The following is a 26,305-nucleotide window of genomic DNA, read 5'->3' as shown; positions in this document are numbered from 1 at the left end:
GCGCTGCACTGAGGCCGGTGACGCTAACCCCGATGGCCAGGGTTAGCGTCATTTCCTCTCAACTCATTTTGCTGCCGGGGGTTCTGAGCCAGGAGCATAAGAAAGCTGCATGGCCTGTTGTGGCATGGCGATATCGGCCTGGTCAAAATGCATTTTTACCAGACGATCGAGCGCGTACTGCACCACCCACTGTTTCAACGCCTGAGTGCGAACGGTGACACGAGTGGTGAAGGAACGGTCACCCAGCGCGACCACGCCGTTGAATACCGGTTCGCCGACCAGAAAGTGCTTCACCTGCTCGTCTTGTTTCAATGCATCAACGGCCTGATGCAGCACCTCATGGACACGATCGATGTCTTCGTCGCGGCTAACGCTGTAATTGGCACGGTAAACGCCAAATTCACGCGCATAGTTGGCCAGCGTGGTGATCGAAGAAAAGGGAACGATGTGATACACGCCGTAGTCGTCCCGGAGACCGATTGAACGGATGGTCATGCGCTCCACGGTGCCGGTAATGCCGCTGACGGTGACATATTCGCCGGTATTCATGCCGTTTTCGAACTGGATGAAGACGCCGGTAATCACGTCTTTCACCAGCGTTTGCGCGCCAAAGCTGATGGCCAGCCCCAGTGCGCCGGCACCGGCCAGCAGGGGCGCAATGTTAATCCCCACCTGCGACAGTACAATCATGATGGTAATGGTGCTGATCACTATCGCCAGTACGTTGCGAAACAGCGTCAATAAGGTACGTTCACGCGCGCTCGGGCGAATACCGTTGCTCAGTTCCAATGCCAGGCGGTGTTCGATAATACTGGCCATTAGTGTCCAGCTGAATACCGCGATTACCACAATCAGCAGGATATGCACCAGCCCGCCAATAATTTTCTCGCCGTTTTCGCTGCCGGCCCACTGGTACAAATTGATCAGATGCCAGGCGTCAAACAGCAGCAGCGTCACCGCCAACACTACGATCACTCGCAGTATCTTCAGCCCATTGGGAATATAGGAGTTAATGCGACGTTCCAGCATCGGGTAGCGCCGGTTGACGTCATCCGGCAGCGAGATACGACGGAAAATCCAGCGGGTCAGCATGCCGGAAAGCAGGGCGCCGAGGCCAACGACCACAAGGCTTTTCACCGTCGCGGTCATCATAAAGCGCAGGCTGTTGCCGATTTCAAACTGCGACAGCGTAAATAGCACCAGGAAATAGGCGATCGCCAGCAGGTGCCAGACGTGACCCAGACCGCGCAAAATAATGCTGAAAAACGCCATGGAGCGTTCGGCCAGCAGGTTTATTTGCCGTTGTATCGGTTTGCGGTTACGCAGGATCAAAGCCACTGCATACAGCGTCAGAGCCAGCATGATTATCAGATTGGCCGCAGCCGCAGCCGGATAGCTGATTTGCGTCGCCACTACCGGCACCACCACCATCAGGCCGTAGCCAATCAGGCCGCTTAGCCAGGCGAGACGCTGGTTCCAGTAGTGGGCGCTGGCATCGCTAAACGGGAAGGGGCGCAGATAATCGAAGTTGGGCGCAAAGATCAGCCGCAGTACCGCCTTGAAGAACTCGATAACCGCAAAGGCGCTAAGAAACAGGGTTTGCAAACGCAGAATGGTCGCGCTGTCGGCATTCACATGGCGCGCAAACAGGTTGCCCGCCGCCAGCGCCAGCAGCAGTACCAGCAGATCGACGGCGAAAGCACCAAGGATAGCCGTCGGCAGTTTATACCATGGCCCCTGCTGCAGTTTGGCGTTATGTCCCCAGTTGCCCATGCGTGTATACAGCGGGCGGATCAGCCGACGGATCAGATGGAAGAGGGCAAAGGTCACCACCACCGTCAGCAGAAAGTAGCCCAGTGCGCGGAAAAAGCTGTCGGGATTAAAACTGCGTTTTGGCCCCGAGTCGATCAGCTTTTGCAGCGAGCTCAGCCTTTGATTAACGCTGCTGATACCCCCTTGTGCCAGATTGCTCAGATTGTCACTCAGCGACTCGGGCGTTTCTGACGTTTCTGTTTTCGGTGGGGTTTTGGCAGATTCATCTGCTGCCTGTCTGAGGTGGTCGATCAGCGCGGCACGGGCCTTGTCGTCTTGCAGAATATCCGCCAGTGCGGCGTAAGAGGCTTTTTGCTGTTGGTTTTGGTCAGCGGAAGCGGCTGTCTGTGCGGGTTGCGCCATCGCCAACGGGGAAACAGTGCAGGCTATCAGCAGCAGTAATAGGGGGAACCAGCGTTCTCGCAGATGAGAACCTAATCGGGAGCATGCGGTTGCGGGCATTTATCCTCTCTTGGGGCTCTGTAAATCGGCGGATTAAAGACAAATGTTAATAAAAACAAGCAATATAGTAGGAAATGATGCGAGGCAGGGAGTGGGAACGCGTGCTAAATAGAAACGGCGGGCGCTGAGTACGCCCGCCGTTGAACAGGATAAATCAGGAAACGTGCTGCAGGAACTCTTTCAAACGAGGGCTTGGCGGGTTGTTGATCAACTCGTGAGGGTTGCCATCTTCCGCAATCCGTCCCTTATCAATAAAGATCAGCCGTGACGCCACTTTTTCGGCAAAGCCGACTTCGTGGGTGACGATCACCATGGTCATGCCTTCTTCCGCCAGGTCCTGCATGACCTTCAGCACTTCATGGCGCAGTTCCGGGTCAAGCGCCGAAGTAGGCTCATCGAACAGCATCATTTTCGGCTTCACCGCCAGCGCACGGGCGATAGCCACTCGCTGTTGCTGGCCGCCGGAAAGCTCTGAAGGATAGTGGTGCGCACGCTCTGCCAGGCCAACTTTGGCCAGCAGGTCACGAGCCAGCTTTTCCGCATCCGACTTTTTCAGCCCGCGCACGCGAATAGGTCCAAAGGCGACGTTTTCCAACGCGGTCAGGTGTGGGAACAGGTAGAACTGTTGGAACACCATGCCGGCTTCCTGGCGAATCAACCGATCGTCAACCTTGGGATCGTTAGCTTTCAGGCCATCGACGATCAGATCGCCGCTGGTGATCTCTTCCAGTTTGTTGATACAGCGCAGCAGCGTAGATTTGCCGGAGCCGGAAGGCCCGATAATCACCACCACTTCACCCTGGTTAATTTTCAGGTCGATGTTGTGCAGCACCTGGGTTTGCCCGAAGTGCTTGGAGACGTTTTTAAATTCAATCACAGGATTTTCATCCTTCTTTCCAGACGACGCAGCACGAAGCTCAGCACCAGGGTAATAATCAGATAAATAACTGCCACGGCGCTCCAGATTTCCAGCGCGCGGAAGTTACCGGCAATAATCTCTTGACCCTGACGGGTCAGTTCCGCCACGCCGATCACGATAAACAGCGAGGTGTCTTTAATGCTGATGATCCACTGGTTACCCAACGGCGGCAGCATGCGGCGCAGCGCCAGCGGCATGATGACATAGCGGATGGTTTCGCGGCGCGACAGGCCCAATGCCAGGCCGGCCTCACGGAAACCGCTATGAATCGACAGCACGGCACCACGGGTGATTTCCGCAATATAGGCCCCGGAGTTGATCATAATGGTGACCACTGCCGCGCTGAAAGGATCGATGCGTAAATCGCTGAACGCCATCGGCAGGGCGAAGTAGATAAACATCACCTGCACCACGATTGGCGTACCGCGGATAACTTCAATGAATACCAGAGCCACGTGGTTGGCAATCCAACCGCCGTAGGTACGGGCAAAGCCGGCAACCAGGCCAATGATCAGGCCGCCAATCAGACCGAGGACCGAAATCCACAGGGTCATTTTGGCGCCTTCTAACAGAATGGGGATGGCGGGCCAGATGGCGCTCCAGTCGAACTGCATGGTGTTTTCTCCCGGTGTTCCCAAATGTGGGAATCAGATACAACAAAGCGCAGGGGCTAAGACACCACCCCTGTGCTCAAGTGAATCAGTGACTGACTTCATCCGTTATTTAGGTTCGGTACCGAACCATTTTTTGTAGATTTCGTTATAGGTGCCGTTGTCGCGCAGCGTTTTCAGCGCGCCATTGACCTTCACGCGCAGCTCATCACTGCCTTTCGGGAAGGCGATGCCGTATTGCTGAGCTTCCAGTGATTCACCGACGGTTTTGAACTTGCCTGCGCCGGCAGTTTTGATGAAGTACAGGATATTTGGCGTGTCGTGCAGCACTGCGTCGGCGCGCTTGGTGCCCAGTTCCATATAGGCGTTATCGATGTTCGGGAACTGACGCAGGTCTTTGGTTTTGATGTGTTGTTTGGCGTAATCAACGGAACCGGTGCCGCTCTTCACCGCCACCACTTTACCGTTCAGGTCGTCAATGCCCTTGATGCTGTTGTCGTTGGCATTCACCATCACCAGCAGGCCGCTTTTGTAGTAGCCGTCGGAGAATTCGATAGCTTTTTTACGTTCTTCGGTAATGGTAATACCGGCCAGCGCCAGATCGATATTTTTGGTTTGCAGTGCCGGGATGATACCGCTGAAGTCCATTGGTTTCAGGGTGTAATCCAGTTTCAGTTCTTTGGCGATGGCGGCCCAAAGGTCGATATCGAAGCCAACGTATTTATCGCCTTGTTTGAACTCAAAAGGCACGAATGCGGTGTCGGTGGCGACGACCAGTTTGTCTGCTGCGTGGGAGCTTACGGCAAAGGCCAGCGAAAGGGCGGCCAGGGAGACTTTAAAAATTGACTTCATGAGAGGAATTTCCTGTACAGGTTGCGGATTACCCATTTTTTATATTGCAGTTGGTGCCATGAAAGAATCGTGCCATGTTTTCAACTACTATAAAAACAAAGAGTTATGCTGTGATGTTGTGTTTGAAGATCGAATTATTATTTTCATGCACCAAATTGAGGCCCCAAAATGGTGCTTTGGGGTGCCTGTTGGTGCAGGGGTCTATCATTAACCAAATAATGGCGCTGAAACAACCGATAGTTAACCATTTCGCTTCAATACTGATAACTAACTCTAACTTTTGTGTCGCAAGGCTGTTGCATTTGGTGCAGGAGTGTTCAGTTTAGGCGGTGCCTGGCACCTATGAGCTTAACGCAGCTGGCTGTCTTTGCTGCCGCGGCGGTTAAATAAGCTACTCGCCGCCTGTTTTTTATCCAGCTCGGTTTGGCAGGCCAGACAATAGCGCACGCCTTTCAGCGCTTGCCGACGGGCTAAAGGAATTTCTTCTCCGCATTCCTGGCAATAATGCTCACTTTCGCCCCGGCCCAGCGCCTGTCTGGCACGCTGTACGGCGTCATCCACGGTGGAGTCGATTTGATCCTGCACGGCGCCTTCCGCCGCCCATCCGCTTGCCATAGTCACCTCACTTTTGTGATGCTGCCCATTGCCTGTTTTATCTACTATGGGCGGTTTTTTGAGCAATTCAAGCTGCGTAAAAAGAAAAACAGGCCGGGGCGAAAGCCCTCAGCCTGCTTAGTCCCGCGATGCGGGCCGTTTTGAACGGTACTATCGGGTTTATTCGATGTTGGACTCGATAAACCACAGGAACTTGTCCAGATCGCGGGATGCTGCGGTGAACATATCCGCGGTATCTTCATCCGCTACTTCAGTAATGGCCTTGCGAATGTCATTGGCCACCGCACCGTAACGATCGGCCAGCGCTTTCAGATGTTCCTGCACGCTGTGGATATTGGTCGGATAGCTTTTCAGCGGGGTCTTGTCGTTCACGACCTGTACCGTACCCAAGGCGACGCCGCCCAACTGTACGATGCGTTCAGCAAAAGTATCCTGATGATCGATGATGGCCGTACGGAACCCGTCCAGCATTTCATGAACGGCAATAAAGTTGGCGCCGCGCATGTTCCAGTGGGCTTGTTTGGTAATCAGCGACAGATCGATAAACTGGATAACCTGACGGTTCAGCGCCTTGATGGCGTCCAGCTTGGTTTTTTCGTCCATGTCATTGCGGGTGTAAAGCAGTTCAGAAGATTTCGTTTTCACCAGTTTAGCGGTACTCATATCAGATCTCCTCTTGTTGTAACCTGGTCCTATTTTGGTACGGGACTAATTATAGCAATGATATGAATTTTTGCAGGACGAAAATGGCTATTGGATAAATAGGGAGTAACGAATTGAAAATGATGAATAATAAGGGTAGGTTAACTCGTGTGAAATTATTTTTTATTTAAAATGTTGATTTTATTGTTTTTAATTTGTTTTAATTTGCGATTTGTTTGCGGGTGTAATAATTTATAAATGAAATTTATCACTCTGTTTACTTTTATTTTATTCGGATGGTTCTGGTCTTTAAAATTTGAACTCCAGTTTTGCAGCTATCAATAGAGCGACGAGAAAGCCGGCCATCTCGACCGGCTCGCCGGTCACAGCAACAGGGTGTAATGTATTCTAACCACCGCTTTTTTGATCAACATCGGTGCATTCAACTGGCATCCGACCTGATGCGGTTCATGAGGGAAAAATATGGCGTACATGCCCGGGAACATCGTCAGCGTCTGGCGATGACGGATGATATCCAACAGTTGCAGATCGCGGGCTTCGTCATAGGGTAATTCGCTTTGCCAGTCACCCAGCATGCCGTAATCAATTCGCTCTTCACCACTGATTAGCAGATGTATTTCGGCATATTCCTGATGCAGCTTTGCACGCCGGGTTTCCGTCGATCCGGTAGTGAGCGTCATCACTTCCATAAAAATCTTTTCACCGTCAATCTCATGCCGCCCCAGTGCCAACTCAGGCAGATCGTATTGACGAAGGGCGGTGAGGGTTTCATTCAGTTTCGGTGACAGCCCACGGCCGTAGCGTGGGTTAAACAGAGTGTTATAGATCACTTTAATTCTCCATGTGTTGAACCCTGCCGGGTTCGGTTCCATAAAACGTGGGGGATATTGCGCGGAAAAGTATGCCTGTTTGCCAGTGTGAAAACAGTTAACCCGCCTGCATTCCGCTTTTGGCAAATGCAGGCGTAGTCGTTCCTCAGGACAGCTTTTCGATTTGTGGCTTTGGCCTGATGGTCAGGGTGGCGCCCATGGAAGCCGCGATGATCGCTGCCAGTGCCAGCCATTGCACCGTTGTCAGGTGTTCATTAAGGAACAACATGCCGGACAGCGCCGCCATCGCCGGCTCCAGGCTCATCAGGGTGCCGAAGGTGCGCGCCGGAATTTTCGGTAGTGCGATAATTTCCAGGGAATAGGGTAGCGCCGTAGACAAAATGGCTACTGCCAATGCAATGGGCAGAATGTCGACATTCAGCAGCGCGCTACCGGTTTGCCAGGCACCAATCGGGCAGAACACCACGGCGGCGATCAGGGAACCGACAGCTACGGTGCCGGGGCCGTGGTCCCCCCCTGCTTTTTGGCCGCAGATAATATAGACCGCCCAACAGGCACCGGCACCCAACGCACAGGCCGCCCCCACCGGATCGATACTGTTCATGGCATGACCCAGCGGCAGCAAGAACCATAATCCGGCAATCGCCAATGCGACCCATAGAAAGTCGATCGGGCGACGTGACGAGAACATGGCGAGCGCCAGTGGCCCGGTGAACTCCAGGGCGACGGCGATGCCCAGCGGCAGAGTGCGCAGGGAAAGATAGAACAGGTAATTCATCGCGCCCAGCGTCAGGCCGTAGATAAACAGCGGCAGACGGCTGCCGGCGGCGAAACGCATGCGCCATGGGCGGAAGATAATAAACAGGATCAGCGTGCCGATACTCAGGCGCAGCGTGGTGATGCCTTCAGCACCGACCAGCGGGAACAGACTTTTGGCCAGCGAGGCGCCGGTCTGAATCGACACCATGGCAATAATTAATAAACAGATAGGCACCAGCGTGGAAGACGCTTTAGCGGTTGCAGACGAGGACATCCTTAAGAGCCTTTTATGGGGTTCCCACTACCAGGGAAGACCGTCGAAATTCGGATGATGGCAGTGTAAATGAAATGAGCTAAATGTGTCTGAGAAAAGCGTTCACAACGGAGAAAAGTGCCAGATTCAGGACGGTCGGCTGGGTTTTATGCTCAAAAAGTGCGCTTTTTTTAAGAATCATCTGGATTTTAAATAGGTGATTATTGTCACAGAAACGAGTAGAATACGGCTCGAAAATAGAGCGAAAAGAAGAGGATACACTGTTCTTGAAATCTAATGTTACACGATATAAAGCATTAGACACTCATTTTAAGGCAGAGTTTCACGCTGATTTTTGTTATATTTTCAATGCATGAACAAATGGATTTACTTAAAAATATAACGCGTTTGAGGTGGTTATGAAAAAAATTGCATGTCTTTCCGCAGTAGCAGCCTGTGTATTAGCAGTAACCGCAGGTACCGCATTCGCTGGCCAGAGCACCGTATCCGCAGGCTATGCGCAGGGTGATCTCCAAGGCGTTGCTAACAAAGCCGACGGTTTCAACCTGAAGTACCGTTACGAGTTCGACAACAACCCACTGGGTGTGATCGGTTCCTTTACCCACGTGGAAAAGAACGGTTCTGAGAACGGTTACTACGGTAAATCTCAGTACAACTCTATCACTGCCGGTCCAGCTTACCGCTTCAACGACTGGGCAAGCATCTACGGTGTGATCGGTGTTGGCTACGGCAAAAACATCGACAACGCTCAGAACGGTACCGACCGTAACGGCAACAGCGACTACGGCTTCACCTACGGTGCTGGCCTGCAGTTCAACCCAATCCAGGACGTTGCTCTGGATGTTGGTTACGAGCAGAGCCGTATCCGCAGCGTTGACGTTGGCATCTGGAGCGTTGGCGTAGGCTACCGTTTCTAAGATTTCTCCACGCCTACGGGTGTGAGCGTGTGGCGCAATTGGCCGCATCAGATAAAAATCCGCCCTCGGGCGGATTTTTTTTGCCTGTAATTTGGCACAGATGACTATTTGCCCAGTTTCTGCGCCGGCTCTGACGAAAAGCGAGCGCTGCGGGCATCTCGCTCGTAGCCCTGCGGCTGGGTGAGAATGCCGTACAGCGCCGGCCGACGGCCATGGATCCAGCGGCGTCCGGTACTGAGCGGGATTAACGACAGATCCAGTTCCGCCGTGACCATCCGATCTTCCGCCGCCCAGGTTTCCGCCAAAATACGGCCATAGGGGTCGAGGATCATCGCATTGCCGGTGCGAACTTCGTCATCATCGCGGCCCACACCATTGCTGAACAGAACGAACAGGCCATTGTCATGAGCGCGAGCCGGTAGCCAGCGCAGTAGCCAGCCGCGACCATGTTCGCCACGAAACGCCGCTTCTATCGCCGCCGGATTTGTCTGCCGCTGTTGCCAGACTTCCAGCGGGATTGGCTTCATGCCGTGTGGGCTGCGGGAATGGGTGCCGCCCGTTTGATGCGGAGCGAGCAGGACTTCAGCTCCCAGCAAAGCGGTTGCCCGCACGTTCTCTACCAGGTTATTGTCCCAACAGATCAACACTCCCATCCTGACCCCCCATGGGGTGTCAAAAACGGTGAAGCTATCGCCGCTGGCTATCGCCGGGTGTTCAAAGGCGTGCAGTTTTCGGTGTACGTGAAGCTTGCCATCGGGCAGGCAAACCGCATAGGCATTGTAATATTTGCCGTCTTCACCCTGTTCAATCAGCCCAACACCGATGGCCATGTTATAGCGCTCCGCCAGCGGACGAATACGCGCCAGTGAAGGGCTGGTGGCAATCGGCTCTGCCAGTGCAGCAATTTCGCCGGCGCTGAGATGCCGGACGTGCCAATAGCCGGTAATGCACATCTCCGGGAAGGTCAGCACCTGGATTTGTTCGGCGGCGGCGCGAGCGATAAAGCCCTCGATCACCGACAGGTTGTAATTTTTATCGTTGGCGCGGTGCTGGAATTGCACCGTCGCGGCGCGTAGAGAGTTTGTCATGGGGGACGCCTTTAGTTGTGATCAGGTGTCGATTACAGCAAAGCCATCGATTACTGTATAATCAATTAAATTCTCTATTTGATAACCAAATGGAATGGATATTCGACAACTACGCGCCTTTGTGGTGCTGGCCGAACAGGGCAATTATCGTCTGGCGGCGGAACGGCTTTGTATCACCCAGCCGGCGCTAAGCAAACAGATCCAGTCGCTGGAAGCATTGCTGGGTGCCCGGCTATTTAATCGTGGCCGCCAGGGCGCTCAGCTCACCGCCAGCGGACAGCGACTCTATCCCGAAGCGCAGACGCTGGTTGGTCAGCATGTGCAGTTTCAACAGCGTGCTTTGAGGATCGTGCAAGGCGAAGCGGGGCGGTTGGCTATCGGGTTCGGGCTGTCCAGTTTTCACCTTGCTCCGCAACTGGTTGCCGCCTTCCGCCAGCGTTTTCCTGAGGTTGCCGTGGGGCTGGAGGATTTGCCTTCAGAGCGGCAGTATCAACTGTTGTTGCAAGGAGAGTTGCAGGTGGGGTTCGTGCGGCTGCCGGTCAGCACGCCGTTGCGAGCGACCGCACTGCTGAGCGATCGGTTGGTGCTGGCGGCACCCGCTGCGTTGGCGCTGAAGGCGGAAACGATCATCGGGCAATTCAATACCCTGCCGCTGTTGCAACTGACGCCAAAACGCGGACGCGGTCTGAGCGAACAGTCGCTGCGTTTTATTGCCGCCCATCAACTGACGCCCAATGTGGTGCAGCAGGCGGGGGATATCCAGACGCTGTTGGCGCTGGTTGCCGCCGGCATTGGCGTTGCCCTGTTGCCGCACAGCGTCAGCCATATTATTCCGGTGGGTATCGATATTCTGCCGCTGAGCGGGGAACAGACCGAGTGGCAGGTCGGCATTGCCTGGAACCCACAGCAGGCTGATGCGCTGCGGGATAATTTTATTCAGGTTGCCCAGGCCACAGCAACGGTGAGTTTATAGTGGGCAGTGCATCACCAATATCGGGTTCTGATGGTACTCGCTGCGATGGCTTTCACTAAAACCGACTTTTTTCGCCAGTGCCACGGAAGCCTGGTTATCCGGCGAAATAATACAGACCGCCTTATCACCCGGTAAATGGTCTTTCCCCCAGGCCAGGGCCGCCCGCAACGCTTCGGTGGCATAGCCTTTGCCCTGCGCCGATGTCACCAGCGTCCAGCCCATCTCCGGGGCGTCGAGTGCCGGGGTGATATGCCGCTGGAAGTCAGAAAAGCCGATGCCGCCGAGGTAAGCGCCGCTGACTTTATCGCGCACTGCCCAATAGCCATAACCTAATAGCGCCCAGTGACCGACGTAACGCATCAGCCGACCCCAGGAGTCTTCCCGATCTCTAGGCGTGCCGCCGATATAGCGTACCACTTGAGGATCGGCCCACATGGTGGCCAGGGCGTCAAAATCGTCCAGTGTATGGGCATCAAGGCGTAAACGTTCGGTAAGCAACTGCGGTGCGGCGGTAATAAGGGGCATTATTTTTTCCTGCACAGAACCAAAGGCGGTCTGTGCAGTATGCCAGAGAAATTACACCGCCAGCCACAGCAACCAGGTGAACAGGAAACCGCTCAGGCCGAGGATAGTGGTCAGCACCGTCCAGGTTTTCAACCCATCAGCCACTGAAAGACCGAGATATTTGGTGACGATCCAGAAGCCGGAATCATTCACGTGCGATAGCCCCAGCCCGCCGAAGCAGGTGGCGAGGGTGACCAGCACCAACTGTAAATGGTTCAGTCCGCTGACCGCTTCCGACAGTAACCCTCCGGTCGTCAGGATCGCCACGGTGGCGGACCCCTGTGAGGCACGCAGAGCCAGCGAGATAATAAATGCCGCCGGGATCAACGGCAGACCAATGGTGGTCAGAACCTCCGCCAATGCCTTGCCCACGCCAGACTCCACCAGCACTTTGCCGAACACGCCACCGGCACCGGTCACCAGGATCACCACCGCGGCAGTGGGCAGCGCGCCACCCATGACGTCGCTGGTGTGTTGCAGGCTCCAGCCACGGCGAATGGCCAGGAAATAGAACGCCAACAGCAGAGCGATCATCAGCGCCACCGCCGGGGAACCGATCAACGATAAAGTGTCACGCAGTACCGAGCCTGGCTCAAGCAGGGTGGCGGAAACGGTACCCAGCATGATGATCGCGATAGGAATGACGATCAGCGCGGCCACCAGTCCGGCACCCGGCGGGTTGATGCGGTCGCTTAGCGGTGCTTTGCCTGCAGGAGCCGGCTCGGGGGCCGCCAGCTGCAGCTGCTCCAGCACTTCAATCGATAACGGGTAGGACTTGCGGTTCAGCCATTTGGCCGTGAAATAGCCGATAACACCGACCGGGATACAGATGGCCAGACCGATAATGGTCAGCCAGCCGATGTCGGCGCTGAGTAACCCGGCAGCAGCCACCGGGCCAGGGTGTGGCGGCAGCGCGACGTGCACCGTCAGCATCACGCCGGCCATCGGCAGGCCGAATTTCAGCGGGGAAACTTTGGCCACTTTGGCAAAGCCGTAGATGATCGGCGCCAGAATGATAAAGCCGACGTCGAAGAACACCGGAATACCGAGAATAAACGCGGCGAGGGTTAGTGCGGCGATGGTACGTTTTGGCCCTAAAGCCTGGCTGAAACGCTGGGCCAGCGACTCGGCCCCGCCGGAATGCTCGATCATTCTGCCGAGCATGGCCCCCAGACCGATAATAATGGTTACCGAGCCCAGCACGCCGCCCATCCCGGCAGTCATCACTTTCATCACTTCGCCGGTCGGAATGCCGCTGGCCAGCGCCACCAGCAGGCTAACCACCAGCAGGGCGACAAACGGCTGGATCTTGGCCTTGATCACCATCAGCAGGAGCAGCACTACGCCTAATACGGCAATTATCAAAAGCAGAGAAGTCGACATGAGGTAGCCTTTAATCGGGTAAGAGTCAGGCACCGCGATCGCCGACTGGCGATACGGGTGCGTTTAATTTTTATGTTGTTGCTGTGCAGGTACGGAGGAGTGGCCTGTTACCGATAAGGCCTTATCCAGCCCAGCCCGGCTCGGGTATCGCCACGCGGTTTGTACTCGCAGCCAATCCAGCCGGTATAACCGAGGCGGTCCAGTTGGGCGAACAGCCACGGATAATTCAGTTCGCCATCGTCAGGTTCATGGCGTTCTGGCACCGAAGCAATCTGAATATGGGCATAGCGCCCGGCCAGTGCGGTCATCAGACCGCTGATATTGCCGTCGACCAATTGCGCATGGAAAAAATCGAACTGGATAAACACATTCGGACGATCGACGGCTTCGACCAGTTTTGCTGCCTGATGCTGGCTGGAGAACAGGTAGTTGGGTTTAACCTGCGGGCTGAGCGCTTCGATCAGTACCTTGATACCGTGCTGGGCGAAGCTGTCGGCGGCGTAGCGGATATTGTCGATAAAGGTATCGCGGTAGCGCTGCCAGTCTTCGCCGGGCGGAACCACACCGGCCATGACGTGTACACTGGGGCAGTTCAGCGCGATGGCATAGGCCAGAGCTCTGTCGATATCGGCCCGTGCGTCCTGTTCGCGGCCTGGTAGCGCCGTCAGTCCCCATTCACCGGCATCGACATTGCCGGGGGCGGTATTAAACAGCACCTGTTGCAGGCCGTGGCTGCGCAGTTTTTCCGCCAGCAACCCGGCCGGATAGTCATAGGGGAACAGGAACTCCACTGCGGTGAACCCTTCGGCGGCCGCGGCCTCGAACCGCTCCAGGAACGGCAGTTCGGTAAACATCATCGATAAATTGGCAGCAAATTTAGGCATGATTCAGCTCCGTAGCTCGGCAATCTCATCATCGGTCAAATAACGAATCGGGCGTTCGCCGAGGGTGAAAATCAGCTTCGCCGCATCTTCCATCTCTTCGGTGTTGTCCGCCGCCGCACGCAGACTCTTACCGGTGACCACCGGGCCGTGATTGGCCAGCAAAAAAGCACGGTGCGTCGGTGCCAGCTTGGCCAGATCCTCCGCCAGTCGCAAGTCACCGGGGCGATAGTAAGGCACCACCGGTACCTTGCCGACCCGCATCACCACATAAGGGGTGAAGGGTTTGATGGCATTCTCCACGTCCAGCCCCTGCAGGCAGGACAGGGCGGTGAGATAGGTACAGTGCAGGTGCACCACCGCTTTGCATTCCGGGTTGTTCAGATACAGCGCGCGGTGGAAACTGATCTCTTTTGAGGGTTTATCCCCGGACAGCCATTCACCGCTCAGGCTGACTTTCGATAACCGATCGGCCTGCAGTTCACCCAAACAGGATCCGGTGGGGGTGGCCAGTAGCGTGCCGTCCGCCAATAACAGCGAAAGGTTACCGGCCGACCCGGTGGCGTAGCCACGCTGAAAGAACGAGTCTCCCAGACGTACCATTTCTTCACGCGCATGTTGTTCAGGGGTCAGTGTCATAGGGGGAACTCCGTTTGCGCCCGGGCGAAAAAGTTCTCATCGCCAAAATTGCCCGATTTCAGGGCCAGTGAAATAGACTGATCGATGGCACGCACCCAGGGCACGCCTGGAGAAATACAGGGGCCAATGTGGAAACCACGAATACCCAGAGCCTGGGTGACCACGCCGGAGGTTTCGCCGCCGGCGACGATAAAGCGGCTGAAGCCGCGCTGCTGGAGCTGTTTGACCACCCCGGCGAACAGCGACTCTACCGCCTGGCTGGCGGCGGCCATGCCGTACTGCTGTTGCACCTGCTGCAGTTTTTCCGGCTCTGCGGTGGCGTACAGCAGCGGGGCCAGCGGGGCATTCGCCTGCTGTTGCACCCAGTCGGCCAGTTCGGTGATATAGGCCGTGCGCTCAGCGTCGTCCAGGCAACGCGCCACGTCGACCGCCATGGCGGCTGCCTGTTGACGGTAACGTGTCACCTGTTGATTAGTCATAGTGGAACAGGAACCGGACAGCACCACGGCTTTTGCTCCCTGCGGCGCTCCAGCGGCCTGTGGGCTGCCTTGTCCCGGCTGCGCCCATTGGCGTGCCAGACCCATCGCCAGACCGGAGCCACCGGTCACCAGCTTCATCTCTTTCAGCGCCGCACCCTGGGTCAGCAAATGCTGCTCATTTAACGTATCGAGCACGGCGTAACGCATGCCCTGCTGTGCCAGCTGTTGTAGTTTTTCAGTCACCGCCCCGGCGCCGCGATCCATTTCTGCGGCATTCACCAGCCCACAGCGTCCCTGAGCCTGTGCTTCCATCAGCCGTAGCAGGTTACTGTCGGTCATTGGCGTTACCGGATGGTGGCGCATGCCGGATTCTGCCAGCAGCTGATCCGACACGAACAGATAGCCCTGATATACGGTGCGGCCATTCACCGGCAACGCGGGTGAGATCACCGTCTGGCTTTCACCCAGCGCATCAAGCAGGGCGTCGGTCACCGGGCCGATATTGCCCTGCGCGGTGCTGTCGAAGGTCGAACAATATTTGAAGTAAAATTGCCGGCAGCCCTGGCGCTGCAGCCAGGCCAGTGCCTGCAGTGACTGCTCAATGGCCTGTGCCACCGGACAGGAGCGTGACTTCAGGCTGATAACCACCGCCTGCGCCTCGACCGGCAGGTCATCCTGCGGCACGCCGTTCAACTGCACCGTCGGCAGACCGTTTTCTACCAGAAAACTGGCAATGTCGGTGGCCCCGGTAAAATCATCTGCAATGACGCCGAGCAGCATTATGCGTTCTCCTTCTTTTGCGGCAGGTCGATACCGGCGAAGATCTTGATCACCGCACTGTCGTCCTCTTTACCGAAACCGGCATTGCTGGCGGCGGTGAACATATTGAAGGCGGTTGAGGCCAGCGGCAGCGGGAAGTGCAGCGCTTTGGCGGTATCTGCTACCAACCCCAGATCCTTCACGAAGATATCAACCGCCGATTTAGGCGCATAGTCACCGTCGACCACGTGGCGCATGCGGTTCTCGAACATCCATGAGTTACCGGCGGCGTGGGTGACCACATCGTACATCACGTCCAGCGGAATACCGGCGCGGGCGGCCAGCGCCATGGCCTCGGCCCCGGCGGCAATATGTACCCCGGCCAGCAGTTGGTGGATGATTTTCACCGTAGCCCCCAGACCAATCTCTTCGCCAATGCGATAGACCTTGCCGGCAATGGCGTCCAGCACCGGTTGCAACTGGCGGAAAGTGGATTCGGCACCGGAGGCCATCACCGTCATCTGGCCCTCGGCAGCTTTGGCTGCACCACCTGAAACTGGGGCGTCCAACATGTTGAGGCCCAGGGCCAGCAACTGCTGTTCTATCTGTTTGGCATCGGCGGCGGAAATAGTGGAAGACACCATCACAGGCGTATTCGGTTTCAGCTTTGCGGCCAGGCCGTTATCGCCAAACAGGATCTGTTTCACCTGGGCGGCGTTGACCACCAGCAGTAACAAGGCATCCAGCTCGGCTGCGAAGTCGTCTGCGCAGGTGGCCGCCTGTTTTGCTCCGGCCTGTTGCAAGGTGGTCAGCGCCTGCGGGTTAAGGTCGACGCCGTAGGTTGTCAGCCCGGCATTAATGCACGACTTCGCCGCTCCCATGCCCATCGAACCTAATCCTACGATGCAAACTGCAAAATCCGCTGGCTGTGTCATACTGCACCTCATGTTAACTTTAGTGATAATTTGTTTTGTTGTGTTAAATATAAGCGCTTTGTGGCGCGTCATCAGCGATCGTTGTCACAATTATTAACAGTGAATGGATGAGGCTCACCTCGGTCAATAATATGAATTCTTTTCTATCTGTTTGTTTTAAAATATTAAAATTAAATAACCGATAACATGAGCGACTTCACGGCCTGAAAACAGCAGGCTTTCGCCGAACGAAAATTGACGTAAAATCACAATTATTATCACTGCGGTAAAGAGAGGGAACCGTGATACCTGTAGAACGCCATCAACAAATCTTAGCGCTGGTATCAGAACGCGGAGTGGTCAGCATTGCAGAATTGACCGAACGGCTGGGGGTGTCGCACATGACCATCCGCCGCGATCTGCAAAAGCTCGAAGAGCAGGGGGCGGTACTGGCGGTGTCGGGCGGCGTGCAGTCGGCAGAACGGGTGGCGATCGAACCTTCGCATCAGGACAAGGAAGGGATGTACAGCCAGCAGAAAGCGGCTATCGGTCAGTTGGCGGCCCGGCAGATCCCCCCTGACAGCTGTATCTATCTGGATGCGGGAACCACGACGCTGGCGCTGGCCAGGCACATTAGCGATCGCGATGACCTGACGGTGGTCACCAATGATTTCGTGATTGCGGGCTACCTGATTGAACACAGCCAGTGCAAAATTATTCACACCGGCGGTACCGTCTGCCGTGAAAATCGCTCCTGCGTGGGGGAAGCGGCAGCGCAGGCATTGCGCGGGCTGTTTATCGATCTGGCATTTATTTCAGCTTCGTCATGGGGGATGCGCGGGCTGTCGACGCCGAACGAAGACAAGGTGGTGGTGAAGAAAGCCATTGTGGATGCCAGCCGCCGCTGCATGCTGCTCAGCGATACTTCTAAATACGGTAAAGTCGCCACCTATCTGGCGCTGCCGATAACGGTATTTGATACGATTATTACCGATGACAATCTGCCCGCCGCCGCGCGCGAGGCGATCCTGCAGGCGGATATCACGCTGATGACGACCGGGGAGTGAGTGGCTAAAACAGAAAACCCCCGAATGGGGGTTCAGACTGATGACAAACCTCATTCCTGCCCAGAGCGAGTAGAGTACGATAAATAAAAATCAGGAAAATCAATTTATTGATTTTCGGCTGATCACAACAAAGCAGGAAAAACCACGCTTTTTCCTGCTTTGTCAGCAACCTCAAACCCCCTGGCGGGGGTTATGGCGTTTCGTTGGAACGGTAGCGGCTGATGACCCGCCCCGGCGTACCGAGGCAACCTCGTTCACGCCACTCCTGGCATCTTTGTTCCCACCAGGCATCATGGAAAGCTTGTAAGGCTTGCAGGCGCTGTTCTTTAATACTCAAAAAGTCCGAGCTTTGCTCCTGTGATTGATCCAAGACGTTAGATTTCGATGACATATAAACCGTCCTTTATGAATTCCATTTTGTACAAACACTGTACTCTCTGAGCGTGTTTTTTCAAGAGTGAATCATAGATTTTGGCCAAGGCGGGTCTTAAAGGTACGCTAAAAACGAGCTTTGCCTGATATTGGGTAACGAAGTCGATAATAGTTTTACCTATCCCATCGACGAACAGGCGCTCACGTTCAGAAAAAGTATACCCCATGGGGGTATAGGTATCGAATGCGGAGCGTCCTTGTCTGGTGGCAAGACTTAGCGCTTTGATATCATAAAACTCTATGGCATAAGCGTTATCTAAAAAGTCTGGGTCGGTATAAACATGCGAAAACCATGCTCGCATTTCTTGAGTGATCTTTTTGAAATCCAGATAATATTCTGCAGTTTTTTCATCACTTTTGCTTACCGTTATCTGATATCTGAACTCACCCGCCCGTAGCGTATAGCGCTCCGTAGCATCAATCTCCATGATAAAATCCTTTTTATTATTACTTTTCCAATAGTTATCTTCCTTGTTAATGGTGAATTATTAGCAGCATCGGGATATCTGTGCCAGCCACCAGAGGGGATCCTGCGCAGCGCTGCGCAGAAAACTAAATACCGCTGAACCAGTTATAACCCTGATCTTCCCAGTAGCCGCCGGGGTTGGTATCACTGACAAAAATAGCGGCGATATGTTTGGCGTTCTTGAACCCCAGCTTGGTGGGTACCCGCAGCCTTAGCGGGTAGCCGTAATCTGCCGGCAGCGCCTTGCCGCCGAAATCCAGCGCCAGAATGGTCTGTGGATGCAGCGCGGTGGCCATGTCGATGCTGGAGTAATAACGGTCTGCGCATTTGAAGCCAACATAGCGCGCGTTCAGATCCGCCCCGACGTGCTGCAGGAAGTTGCGCAGCGGCACGCCGCCCCATTGGCCGATGGCGCTCCAGCCCTCGATACAGATCAAACGGGTTATCTGGCTTTGCTGTGGCAGGCGCTGCAGCTGTTCCAGCGTCCAGGGCGCTTTTTTCTCTACCTTGCCGGAGACTTCCAACTGATAGCTGGCCAGATCCACTTCCGGCACGTTGTACTCGGGATAAAACGCGTTAAACGGGAAGGGATGGGTGATTTGATCCGGGCGATAGGTTTGCGCCAGCTTCTGGCCACTGAACAGCCAGGCCTGCACACGATCGTTCCAGCGCGACATTGCCCACAACACTTTATCGACCTGATCGCCGTCCTGCAGGTTGCAGCCGCTCAGCATGGCGATGCCGCCCAGGGTCAGGCCGGAGCGCAGCATCAGGCGGCGCTGCAGATTGACCAATTGTTTCTTTTGCGCCGGCTCCAACGTGGGTGCCGCAGGGCGCTGTTTTTTATCACTCATCAGAGTGCCTCCGGGAAACCTCGGCCTTCAGGCCGGGGAGGAAAGGAGGCGGTTTTCGAGCTAACTTCTTTTTGTCTTTTCACGATAGCTCCTGTAATTTTGTACATATGAAACGCGCTTACAGATACCGATTCTATCCAACAGCCGATCAGGTTGAGCTTTTGGCTCAAACGTTCGGCTGTGTGCGTTTTGTCTATAATTCAATCCTTCGCTGGCGTACTGATGCTTACTATGAACGCCAGGAGAAGATCGGCTATCTGCAAGCTAATGCGCGGTTAACCGCGCTTAAAAAAGAGCCTGAATGCGCATGGCTCAATGACGTTTCCTGTGTCCCCTTGCAACAATCGCTACGCCACCAACAGACGGCCTTTTCTCACTTTTTTGCAGGTCGGGCTAAATATCCCGCATTCAAAAGCAAACGCCACAAACAGGTCGCTGAATTGACCGCCAGCGCGTTTAAATATCGTGATGGCAAGCTGCATATGGCTAAGAGCAAAGCCCCATTGGACGTGCGCTGGAGCCGTGAACTCCCCTCCGTGCCGTCAACCGTCACTATTTCCAAAGATGCAGCCGGACGATATTTCATTTCCTGTCTGTGCGAGTTTGAACCTGTATCACTGCCCATTTCCGCTAAAACCGTGGGCATTGATGTGGGCTTAAAGGATTTGTTCGTTACTGACACTGGATTTAAACAAGGCAATCCCCGCCATACCGCTAAATACGCGGCTCGCCTGGCGCTACTTCAGCGCCGTTTAAGCAAAAAAGCGAAAGGTTCGAAAAACCGCGCTAAAGCCCGCTTGAAGGTGACCCGACTCCACGCGAAAATTGCCGATTGCCGCATGGATAACTTGCACAAGTTGTCCCGCAAACTGATTAACGATAACCAAGTTGTTTGCGTTGAATCCCTGAAAGTGAAGAACATGATCCGCAACCCTAAGCTGTCGAAAGCGATAGCCGATGCAAGCTGGGGCGAGTTTGTGCGCCAGCTCGCATACAAGGCTGAATGGGGCGGGCGTTCACTGGTCGCAATTGCCCCGTTTTTCCCGTCCTCAAAGCGTTGTAGTTGTTGCGGCTTCACCATGAAAAAATTACCTCTTGATGTTCGTAAATGGAATTGTCCGGAATGTCAGACAAGCCATGACCGTGACATTAATGCGGCACGGAATATAAAAGCTGCCGGGCTGGCAGCGTTAGCCCACGGAGAGTCTGTAAATCCTGAATCGCATCAAGCGGCTTAGGTTCGACTCAGTGAAGTGGGAATCCTCGCCCTTTAGGGCGGGGAGCAGTCAAGCTTGCCACCCGTAATCATTGCCCATAGCGTGCGCGGCACGATCATCACCATCAGCAGGTGGATCACCACAAATAAACCAATGCCGGACATCGCGAAAAAGTGCACATAACGCGCGATATCAAAACCGCCGAACAGGCTGACCAGCCCTTGTAGCTGCACCGGTTTCCAGATTGCCAGCCCGGAGAGCACCAGCAACAACCCGAGAACCAGTACGCCGAGGTACATTAGCTTTTGAATGGCGTTATAACGGCCGTGTTGATGCTTTAGTCGCAGCGTTAACGCCTGCCAGATATCACGCCGTAACTTACCGGCGGTGAGCGGCAGCAGATCGCGTCGAAAATGGCCGCTGAACAGGCTCCACAGGAAATAGCACAGCGCGTTGCCTGCCAGCAGCCACATGACCGCCAGATGCCAACCAATCGCGCCCCCCAACCAACCGCCGAGCGTGACCTGCGGCGGAAAGCGAAAGCCGAACAGCGGTGAGGCGTTGTAGATTTCCCAACCGCTCATGAACATGCAGACCATGGCGAACAGGTTAATCCAATGGGTAAGGCGTACCGGCCAGCGGTGCACCGGTCGCGGCGCGTTGGTTTTCATCATCGACTCCCGAGTTACATCGGTGGAACGGTGCCGTCTTTGCCGGCAGAAATGCGGGTGGCGACGCGTTCGCCCTTATCGTCAGTGGCGGAGAACAACACGATGTGCGCGCCGGGTTTCAGCAGGCTGCGATCGCCGGGATCGAGCGTCACGATCGGCACATCTTCCGGCACGTTAACGGTTTTCTGCTGGTTGCCGTAGGTCACGGTCAGAGTACGGCCGTTGGATTTAACCAGTTTACCGACGGTGCCGTTGGTCATGGTATCCACCTTGCCGTCGGCCGATTCCCAGGCCGAATGGCCCTCACCGGTGCCGCGCAGGCTGGCGGCGAAGACGTGGACTTCCAACGCTTTCAGGCTGCCGTCCGCTTGGGGTACCGCAGCGGTGCCGATAAAGCTGTCCGGTTTAATGTCATCGAGCGTACCTTTTGAAACGCTCAGCACCTTCGTCTGATCGTTGAGTTTGACATTGACCTTCTCCCCTTTACGGTCGGTAACCTGCAGGCTGCTGTCGGTCACTTGATCAATAGTGCCGCGCAGTGGAGCAATCACTTTCCCTGGCGTTTGAGCCGCAGCGGCGGCTCCGCTGCACAGCATCAGGGTGGACAGCAGTAAACCGGCAAAACGATGACGGGTAATCATAATGTTCTCCTCTGTTTAGGTTGCCGGTTAAGCATGGTTGAACAACAGGGACAGCACCATGTCCGTTTAATGACATTAATGTCATCAAGCAGGTCTGCCGAAGCTGCTAATATTTCGGCTGGTGTAATGAGGTGGCGATAATGCGGATATTGGTAGTTGAAGACGACATCAGCACGGGTGATTACCTGAAGAAAGGGCTGGGCGAGGCCGGGTACAGCGTAGATTTGGCGCGTAACGGCACCGACGGCCTGTTTCGGGCGCTTGAAGATGCCTACGACGCCATTGTGCTCGACGTAATGCTGCCAGGGCTGGATGGCTGGCAGATCATTGAGGTGCTGCGCAAGAAAAGCGACGTGCCGATCCTGTTTCTGACCGCTCGCGACGGGGTGCAGGATCGTATTCATGGCCTGGAGCTGGGGGCCGATGATTATCTGATCAAACCTTTTTCCTTCACTGAACTGGTGTTGCGATTGCGCACGCTATTGCGGCGCGGCACGGTACGCGAGGCCGACCACTATGCGATTGCCGATCTGCAGCTCGACGTCCTGCGCCGCAAAGCGGTACGGCAAGAACAGGTGATCCCGCTGACCAACAAAGAGTTCATGTTGCTGCACCTGTTGGTGCGTCGCGAAGGGGAGGTGCTGTCACGCACCATGATCGCCTCGCAGGTCTGGGACATGAACTTTGACAGCGATACCAACGTGGTGGATGTGGCGATCAAGCGGCTACGTGCCAAGATTGATCGGCCATTTGACGTCAAGCTGATCCACAGCGTGCGCGGCATCGGCTACGTTTGCGAGCCGCGTTCATGAAGGCTTTGGCCCAACGCTGGCGGGCGCTGTCGTTAACGCTGCGCAGCGCGATGCTGTTTGCGCTGGTGGCGGCACTGGTGGTTAGTGGCGCGGGATGGTACCTGTATGGCGCGATGCGTCAGGAGATGACTATCCGCAGCGATTTACAGGTCACCGGACGGGTGGAGTATTTTCGCCATTTGCTGAGCCAGCGCTTTCCTCTCGAGCGGCTGACGGCGAATACCGGCCTGTTCGAAAATATGCTGGGTAACGAACAGGACGTACTGATTTTTCAGCTACCGGGACAAAAACCGTTAATCAACGTTAACCCGGCCAGGCTGAGTCTGCCGGCGATAGTGCCGACGCCGGTTGGCACGCCGCAGCGCTTGAGCGCGGTGCACGGTGGGCAAACGCCACAAGGCGTGCCGCTGCGGGCCGTATCGGCGTTGGTCAAACTGGAGGACGGCCGCCTGCTGCAAATCTCGGCCGCACACGTGTTGGTCAATGAACAGAAGATGCTGGCGCGTTATCTTTGGCGGATTGTGGCCGCGGTGGCGATGGCGTTTGTGTTGATTGCATTGCTGGGGTATTGGGTGATGCGTCGTGGGTTGCAGCCATTATGGCGCATGGCGGCGCAGGCGGCGGTAATTACGCCGAACACGCTGTCGACTCGCCTGAGCGAGCAGGGGGCGCCGAAGGAATTGCAGCAACTGACACGTTCGTTTAATGCCATGCTCGATCGGCTGAACGAAGGCTATCAACGTCTGACGCAGTTTTCCGCCGATCTGGCGCACGAGATCCGGACTCCGGTGGGCGCGCTAATGGGGCAGTGTCAGGTGGCGTTGTATCAGTCACGCAGCGTGGAAGAGTATGAAACCCTGTTGTCGAGCAATATGGATGAGCTGGAACGCATTTCGCGCATGGTAGAAAATATTCTGTTCCTGGCGCGTGCCGGCGAAGGGCAAGCAGTACTGAACCTCAGTCGCCTTGATATGGCGCATGAGCTGCAACGGGTGGCTGATTATTTTGAAGGCCTGGCGGAAGAGCGCGGTATTACGCTGGTGTGCCAGGGCGCAGGGCCATTGCTGGCGGATGCCATGTTGTTCCAGCGTGCATTGAGCAACCTGGTGGCCAATGCGGTGCGTTATGCCGATGAGAACAGCCAGATATTGCTGCAAACCCTCAATCAGCAGACTGGCGAAGTGGTTGTGCAGGTGGTTAATCAGGGGCCAGCGATTGCCCCGGCTCATCTTGACAAGTTGTTCGACCGTTTCTACCGCGCCGATGCAGCCCGCAGTGCCGGCAGCCATGCCAGTGGTCTGGGGCTGGCAATCGTCCGCGCAATCATGACGCTGCACGGCGGGGTTAGTCGTGCCCAGTGTGCCGAAGGGAATACCACCTCCAGGATCACCTTTAGTCTGATTTTTCCCGCTGCAGATTAATTTAATCTCGCTGATTGAGGCTATTCGTTACATCGCTAATAGAGTGACGCCAGGTATTATTAGCGAAAATAGCATCCGTAACAATTTACTTTCATTTCCCTCTTTATTACGTCTGTATCCCCGCATCAAACGATTAATTCTGCTGTAGATTGCGTCAATTTTGCTCTTTACTCTTTGATTATTGGTTAAATATGATGTTGTTAAAATGGGTGTAATATTATTTACCCATTAAAAGTGCTTGCATTAAATGAACGAAAAGAATTTTTAGCTTAAAGGCGGTAATTTACAAAATAAAAAACTAACTTTAAGAACCTTTACATATAAATATATCATTGGTTGTGATGTTTGTATAATCTTTGGTTATAGGTTATGAGAAAAATCTTATATCTAAAATAGTAAGGGAAGCAGCATCCATGCTGTGGCGTTAATTGATTTTCATTACGGTGGGTGGCTGAGATTGACTAATTAACCTGATTAAATATTGCTTAATGTTTTATTAACATTTAATGCTGGCAATAAATAATCACTAGAGTGACCTTTAAAAATGAAATATAGATTAAATGATCACATCATTTTTGATGTGGATACGGGTACCCTGAGCCTGGCCGAGTTCTCTGACGATCCCATCTCTATTTCCAATCCTTCGAAGCGATTACTGCTGCTATTGATTACCCATCATGGTGAGGCCGTTTGCCGGGAAGTGATATTCAAGAAGGTTTGGGATGATTATGGCATGGTCTCAGGTAACAATAATCTTAACCAATGCGTGAGCAAACTACGTCGGGTAATTAAAAACCTGGGCATTGAAGAGGAGGTGATCGCGACCGTTCCCAAAGTCGGTTTTATGCTGCGTTATGAAATAGAGGTGGAGTCTTGTGATGAGCAGGAAGACAGCTTCACCGACGAAGAAATACCGGTTATTGCGTACGCTTCTGAGCAACCTCAAATAGCCTCATCGCCCGCAGAGCCGGCAGTCGCTGGGACTGTGCATGTCGGTTATTCCCGAAGATGGTGGGCGATAGCCAGCATTGTCGCGCTGGGGGTGATTATGCTGGTGGTGGCAATTAGCAGCTATCTCATCGGTTCGGTTCCCCGGCAGGAAATTTATCTGGGTAAGGCCAACAGCTGTAAGGTATTCATGTCAATGCCCGGCACTGCGGCCGCCGTCAGTGCCGGCCTGAGTCGTGACATTCTGGCCTATGCTGCCCCGCAGACCGCGGCGTGCAGTGGTGACGAGTTCTTGCTGGTGGTGCGCAGCAACCAGGTGCGCTCCTACATTTCCGGTATTTCCCGGCTATTTTTCCTACGTTGTCGCATTTTGCGTGAGCACAGGGTTGAAGTTTGTTCTGGTCTTGAAAGCGACAACGCAGCAATTATCAATTAATCATTAATCGGTGTCAGGATGAACACCACCCCGGGGGAAAAGGAATATGCCGCCAATATGATCACCTTGAAGTTAACCCCTTAACTTTCACTGTCTGGCTATTAATGCAGCATTTTTCTGGTGCAATATTTATGCTTTATAAGCCAGAAATGCAATGCACGGCATTTCCGGCTCGACCGCTATTTTATACCTAATTGACGGTAACAGATTATGATGAATACCCCTTTCAGGGAATCTATTCTCTTTTTTGAACCTAATCCCTGGGTGAGAAAAGGATTACGAGCGCTTATTGAATCTAAGCCTGTGCACTATCAATTTGCCTACAATCTCAGGGGAATAGACGCTGCGCTGAAGGAGAATGAGAGGCAAATCCTCATTATGGAGTTATATAATGAAAGTGAGAATTTGTATGATGTATTGCGCTTCATTCTGACCATTAACGATTTCTGGCCAAAGACGCCGCTGATCGTATTTACCGACGTCACCAACGCCAGCATACTGGCGATGCTGGCGGCAGAGGTACATTTATCTCTGGTGGCAAAAGACGATCCGCTTGATTGTTTGTTTGCAGCCGTTGTCGCCGCCGACACGGGAGTGGAGTACCGCAGTCCGGGCATTCAGACGGTGTTGACTCGACCCGTAGAATCTCTTTCCCGCAGCGAATGGCGCATACTGGCGATGATGATTACCGATACCAATCCGCAGCGTATTGCCCGTGTCACCCATCGCAGTTATAAAACGGTGAGTAGCCACAAGTTGAATATCATGCGCAAACTTGGCCTTAATCAGGCGGGGTTTATGCGCTTGATTCTGGCTTTTCGTCTCCAGCACCCAGCCTAAAATAAGTCGTCGGTCTGTCTTGTCACCCGGCCGATCGGCGACTTAATTTCCTTCTCCTCAGACTATTTATTTATGTTTCTGTCCCACGTTGCGTGGAATTGATTTA

The 26,305-nt window shown here is 54.4% G+C and carries 27 protein-coding genes; 8 read left to right on the top strand and 19 right to left on the bottom strand.

Translation table 11 applies throughout. From position 1 onward, the window contains the following. Positions 1-63: 63 nt before the first annotated feature. The 8 genes from ybiO to rhtA form a co-directional block, all read right to left on the bottom strand. Complete coding sequence (gene ybiO, locus FCL49_RS07405; RefSeq protein ID WP_174353012.1) at positions 64-2,274, bottom strand: mechanosensitive channel protein; 2,211 nt, start codon at positions 2,272-2,274, stop codon at positions 64-66. Positions 2,275-2,428: 154 nt separating this feature from the next. Continuing rightward, entirely contained in the window at positions 2,429-3,151 is a 723-nt protein-coding gene (glnQ, locus tag FCL49_RS07400; protein ID WP_012005910.1) for a glutamine ABC transporter ATP-binding protein GlnQ, read from the bottom strand. Beyond that, entirely contained in the window at positions 3,148-3,807 is a 660-nt protein-coding gene (glnP, locus tag FCL49_RS07395) for a glutamine ABC transporter permease GlnP (protein ID WP_012005911.1), read from the bottom strand. The genes glnQ and glnP overlap by 4 nt, the downstream gene beginning before the upstream one ends. A 105-nt stretch (positions 3,808-3,912) precedes the next feature. Continuing rightward, positions 3,913-4,656: a glutamine ABC transporter substrate-binding protein GlnH gene (gene glnH, locus FCL49_RS07390; protein ID WP_085115857.1), complete on the bottom strand. Its 744-nt coding sequence runs from the start codon at positions 4,654-4,656 to the stop codon at positions 3,913-3,915. Positions 4,657-5,004: 348 nt separating this feature from the next. Further along, positions 5,005-5,271, bottom strand: a complete 267-nt coding sequence (locus tag FCL49_RS07385; RefSeq protein ID WP_174353011.1) for a DksA/TraR family C4-type zinc finger protein — start codon at positions 5,269-5,271, stop codon at positions 5,005-5,007. Positions 5,272-5,430: 159 nt separating this feature from the next. Next, complete coding sequence (dps, locus tag FCL49_RS07380) at positions 5,431-5,934, bottom strand: DNA starvation/stationary phase protection protein Dps (protein ID WP_012005914.1); 504 nt, start codon at positions 5,932-5,934, stop codon at positions 5,431-5,433. 362 nt (positions 5,935-6,296) lie between these two features. Then, complete coding sequence (gene nanQ / locus FCL49_RS07375; protein ID WP_174353010.1) at positions 6,297-6,764, bottom strand: N-acetylneuraminate anomerase; 468 nt, start codon at positions 6,762-6,764, stop codon at positions 6,297-6,299. Between the two features lie 145 nt (positions 6,765-6,909). Beyond that, complete coding sequence (gene rhtA / locus FCL49_RS07370; RefSeq protein WP_174353009.1) at positions 6,910-7,797, bottom strand: threonine/homoserine exporter RhtA; 888 nt, start codon at positions 7,795-7,797, stop codon at positions 6,910-6,912. A 398-nt stretch (positions 7,798-8,195) separates the two neighbouring features. Here rhtA and ompX point away from each other — a divergent pair, with 398 nt between their 5' ends. Continuing rightward, positions 8,196-8,714, top strand: coding sequence for an outer membrane protein OmpX (gene ompX / locus FCL49_RS07365; RefSeq protein ID WP_037425349.1), 519 nt, complete (start codon positions 8,196-8,198; stop codon positions 8,712-8,714). 104 nt (positions 8,715-8,818) lie between these two features. Here the strand turns inward: ompX and FCL49_RS07360 are convergent, their stop codons facing one another. Beyond that, on the bottom strand, positions 8,819-9,802 hold the full coding sequence (locus FCL49_RS07360; RefSeq protein WP_174353008.1) for a nitrilase family protein: 984 nt from the start codon (positions 9,800-9,802) through the stop codon (positions 8,819-8,821). A gap of 94 nt (positions 9,803-9,896) precedes the next feature. Between FCL49_RS07360 and FCL49_RS07355 the strand changes: the two genes are divergently transcribed. Next, positions 9,897-10,775 (top strand): LysR family transcriptional regulator, encoded by an 879-nt coding sequence (locus FCL49_RS07355; protein ID WP_174353007.1) that lies wholly within the window; start codon positions 9,897-9,899, stop codon positions 10,773-10,775. Here the strand turns inward: FCL49_RS07355 and FCL49_RS07350 are convergent. The 6 genes from FCL49_RS07350 to ltnD form a co-directional block, all read right to left on the bottom strand. Continuing rightward, entirely contained in the window at positions 10,770-11,300 is a 531-nt protein-coding gene (locus FCL49_RS07350; protein ID WP_174353006.1) for a GNAT family N-acetyltransferase, read from the bottom strand. The two genes, FCL49_RS07355 and FCL49_RS07350, sit on opposite strands and share 6 nt — an antisense overlap. Before the next feature lie 51 nt (positions 11,301-11,351). Further along, the gene (locus FCL49_RS07345; RefSeq protein ID WP_174353005.1) at positions 11,352-12,722 is read right to left on the bottom strand and encodes a GntP family transporter; all 1,371 of its coding nucleotides are present in this window, start codon (positions 12,720-12,722) and stop codon (positions 11,352-11,354) included. A 107-nt stretch (positions 12,723-12,829) separates the two neighbouring features. Next, entirely contained in the window at positions 12,830-13,606 is a 777-nt protein-coding gene (locus FCL49_RS07340) for an HPr family phosphocarrier protein (RefSeq protein ID WP_174353004.1), read from the bottom strand. A 3-nt stretch (positions 13,607-13,609) separates the two neighbouring features. Further along, positions 13,610-14,242 carry a 3-oxo-tetronate 4-phosphate decarboxylase gene (gene otnC / locus FCL49_RS07335; protein WP_174353003.1) on the bottom strand — a complete coding sequence of 211 codons (633 nt, stop codon included), beginning with the start codon at positions 14,240-14,242 and terminating at the stop codon, positions 13,610-13,612. Continuing rightward, positions 14,239-15,501 carry a 3-oxo-tetronate kinase gene (gene otnK / locus FCL49_RS07330; RefSeq protein WP_217434280.1) on the bottom strand — a complete coding sequence of 421 codons (1,263 nt, stop codon included), beginning with the start codon at positions 15,499-15,501 and terminating at the stop codon, positions 14,239-14,241. The genes otnC and otnK overlap by 4 nt, the downstream gene beginning before the upstream one ends. After that, a complete protein-coding gene (gene ltnD / locus FCL49_RS07325) occupies positions 15,501-16,415 on the bottom strand; it encodes an L-threonate dehydrogenase (protein WP_174353002.1) in 915 nt (304 codons plus the stop codon). Before ltnD ends, otnK begins: the two co-directional genes overlap by 1 nt. 281 nt (positions 16,416-16,696) lie before the next feature. Here ltnD and ygbI point away from each other — a divergent pair, with 281 nt between their 5' ends. Beyond that, entirely contained in the window at positions 16,697-17,461 is a 765-nt protein-coding gene (ygbI, locus tag FCL49_RS07320; protein WP_174353001.1) for a DNA-binding transcriptional repressor YgbI, read from the top strand. 374 nt (positions 17,462-17,835) lie between these two features. Here the strand turns inward: ygbI and FCL49_RS07315 are convergent, their stop codons facing one another. Continuing rightward, positions 17,836-18,321 (bottom strand): hypothetical protein, encoded by a 486-nt coding sequence (locus FCL49_RS07315; RefSeq protein ID WP_174353000.1) that lies wholly within the window; start codon positions 18,319-18,321, stop codon positions 17,836-17,838. A 124-nt stretch (positions 18,322-18,445) separates the two neighbouring features. Next, complete coding sequence (locus FCL49_RS07310; RefSeq protein ID WP_174352999.1) at positions 18,446-19,213, bottom strand: molybdopterin-dependent oxidoreductase; 768 nt, start codon at positions 19,211-19,213, stop codon at positions 18,446-18,448. Between the two features lie 107 nt (positions 19,214-19,320). Here FCL49_RS07310 and FCL49_RS07305 point away from each other — a divergent pair, with 107 nt between their 5' ends. Next, positions 19,321-20,451 carry an RNA-guided endonuclease InsQ/TnpB family protein gene (locus tag FCL49_RS07305; protein WP_174352998.1) on the top strand — a complete coding sequence of 377 codons (1,131 nt, stop codon included), beginning with the start codon at positions 19,321-19,323 and terminating at the stop codon, positions 20,449-20,451. Positions 20,452-20,483: 32 nt separating this feature from the next. Here FCL49_RS07305 and FCL49_RS07300 read toward each other — a convergent pair whose 3' ends face one another. Together FCL49_RS07300 and FCL49_RS07295 are read right to left on the bottom strand one after the other, a co-directional pair. Beyond that, a complete protein-coding gene (locus FCL49_RS07300) occupies positions 20,484-21,101 on the bottom strand; it encodes a cytochrome b/b6 domain-containing protein (RefSeq protein WP_174353482.1) in 618 nt (205 codons plus the stop codon). 14 nt (positions 21,102-21,115) lie between these two features. Further along, a complete protein-coding gene (locus FCL49_RS07295; RefSeq protein ID WP_135315748.1) occupies positions 21,116-21,742 on the bottom strand; it encodes a hypothetical protein in 627 nt (208 codons plus the stop codon). 140 nt (positions 21,743-21,882) lie between these two features. On the opposite strand from FCL49_RS07295, the gene FCL49_RS07290 reads away from it, so the two are divergent. From FCL49_RS07290 to FCL49_RS07275, 4 genes are all read left to right on the top strand, one after another. After that, positions 21,883-22,554 carry a heavy metal response regulator transcription factor gene (locus tag FCL49_RS07290; RefSeq protein WP_115182929.1) on the top strand — a complete coding sequence of 224 codons (672 nt, stop codon included), beginning with the start codon at positions 21,883-21,885 and terminating at the stop codon, positions 22,552-22,554. After that, positions 22,551-23,975 carry a heavy metal sensor histidine kinase gene (locus FCL49_RS07285; protein WP_174352997.1) on the top strand — a complete coding sequence of 475 codons (1,425 nt, stop codon included), beginning with the start codon at positions 22,551-22,553 and terminating at the stop codon, positions 23,973-23,975. Before FCL49_RS07290 ends, FCL49_RS07285 begins: the two co-directional genes overlap by 4 nt. 544 nt (positions 23,976-24,519) lie before the next feature. Next, on the top strand, positions 24,520-25,359 hold the full coding sequence (locus FCL49_RS07280) for a winged helix-turn-helix domain-containing protein (protein WP_174352996.1): 840 nt from the start codon (positions 24,520-24,522) through the stop codon (positions 25,357-25,359). Between the two features lie 210 nt (positions 25,360-25,569). Continuing rightward, a complete protein-coding gene (locus FCL49_RS07275; protein WP_174352995.1) occupies positions 25,570-26,199 on the top strand; it encodes a helix-turn-helix transcriptional regulator in 630 nt (209 codons plus the stop codon). Positions 26,200-26,305: the final 106 nt, after the last annotated feature.

The organism is Serratia proteamaculans (assembly GCF_013337185.1).
GTDB classification, from domain to species: domain Bacteria; phylum Pseudomonadota; class Gammaproteobacteria; order Enterobacterales; family Enterobacteriaceae; genus Serratia; species Serratia proteamaculans_D.
Note: the sequence above shows the minus strand (reverse complement) of the source record. Positions and strands in the feature narration are given on the sequence as shown.

Coding starts and splice junctions, on each gene's coding strand:
- otnC (WP_174353003.1), bottom strand. CDS start 14,242: ATGACACTGACCCCTGAACAACATGCGCGTGAAGAAATGGTACGTCTG.
- FCL49_RS07280 (WP_174352996.1), top strand. CDS start 24,520: ATGAAATATAGATTAAATGATCACATCATTTTTGATGTGGATACGGGT.
- FCL49_RS07385 (WP_174353011.1), bottom strand. CDS start 5,271: ATGGCAAGCGGATGGGCGGCGGAAGGCGCCGTGCAGGATCAAATCGAC.
- FCL49_RS07350 (WP_174353006.1), bottom strand. CDS start 11,300: ATGCCCCTTATTACCGCCGCACCGCAGTTGCTTACCGAACGTTTACGC.
- glnP (WP_012005911.1), bottom strand. CDS start 3,807: ATGCAGTTCGACTGGAGCGCCATCTGGCCCGCCATCCCCATTCTGTTA.
- FCL49_RS07275 (WP_174352995.1), top strand. CDS start 25,570: ATGATGAATACCCCTTTCAGGGAATCTATTCTCTTTTTTGAACCTAAT.
- ompX (WP_037425349.1), top strand. CDS start 8,196: ATGAAAAAAATTGCATGTCTTTCCGCAGTAGCAGCCTGTGTATTAGCA.
- FCL49_RS07285 (WP_174352997.1), top strand. CDS start 22,551: ATGAAGGCTTTGGCCCAACGCTGGCGGGCGCTGTCGTTAACGCTGCGC.
- FCL49_RS07295 (WP_135315748.1), bottom strand. CDS start 21,742: ATGATTACCCGTCATCGTTTTGCCGGTTTACTGCTGTCCACCCTGATG.
- FCL49_RS07360 (WP_174353008.1), bottom strand. CDS start 9,802: ATGACAAACTCTCTACGCGCCGCGACGGTGCAATTCCAGCACCGCGCC.
- otnK (WP_217434280.1), bottom strand. CDS start 15,501: ATGCTGCTCGGCGTCATTGCAGATGATTTTACCGGGGCCACCGACATT.
- FCL49_RS07290 (WP_115182929.1), top strand. CDS start 21,883: ATGCGGATATTGGTAGTTGAAGACGACATCAGCACGGGTGATTACCTG.
- rhtA (WP_174353009.1), bottom strand. CDS start 7,797: ATGTCCTCGTCTGCAACCGCTAAAGCGTCTTCCACGCTGGTGCCTATC.
- glnH (WP_085115857.1), bottom strand. CDS start 4,656: ATGAAGTCAATTTTTAAAGTCTCCCTGGCCGCCCTTTCGCTGGCCTTT.
- ltnD (WP_174353002.1), bottom strand. CDS start 16,415: ATGACACAGCCAGCGGATTTTGCAGTTTGCATCGTAGGATTAGGTTCG.
- FCL49_RS07310 (WP_174352999.1), bottom strand. CDS start 19,213: ATGAGTGATAAAAAACAGCGCCCTGCGGCACCCACGTTGGAGCCGGCG.
- FCL49_RS07340 (WP_174353004.1), bottom strand. CDS start 13,606: ATGCCTAAATTTGCTGCCAATTTATCGATGATGTTTACCGAACTGCCG.
- ybiO (WP_174353012.1), bottom strand. CDS start 2,274: ATGCCCGCAACCGCATGCTCCCGATTAGGTTCTCATCTGCGAGAACGC.
- FCL49_RS07315 (WP_174353000.1), bottom strand. CDS start 18,321: ATGGAGATTGATGCTACGGAGCGCTATACGCTACGGGCGGGTGAGTTC.
- FCL49_RS07300 (WP_174353482.1), bottom strand. CDS start 21,101: ATGAAAACCAACGCGCCGCGACCGGTGCACCGCTGGCCGGTACGCCTT.
- dps (WP_012005914.1), bottom strand. CDS start 5,934: ATGAGTACCGCTAAACTGGTGAAAACGAAATCTTCTGAACTGCTTTAC.
- FCL49_RS07355 (WP_174353007.1), top strand. CDS start 9,897: ATGGATATTCGACAACTACGCGCCTTTGTGGTGCTGGCCGAACAGGGC.
- FCL49_RS07305 (WP_174352998.1), top strand. CDS start 19,321: ATGAAACGCGCTTACAGATACCGATTCTATCCAACAGCCGATCAGGTT.
- FCL49_RS07345 (WP_174353005.1), bottom strand. CDS start 12,722: ATGTCGACTTCTCTGCTTTTGATAATTGCCGTATTAGGCGTAGTGCTG.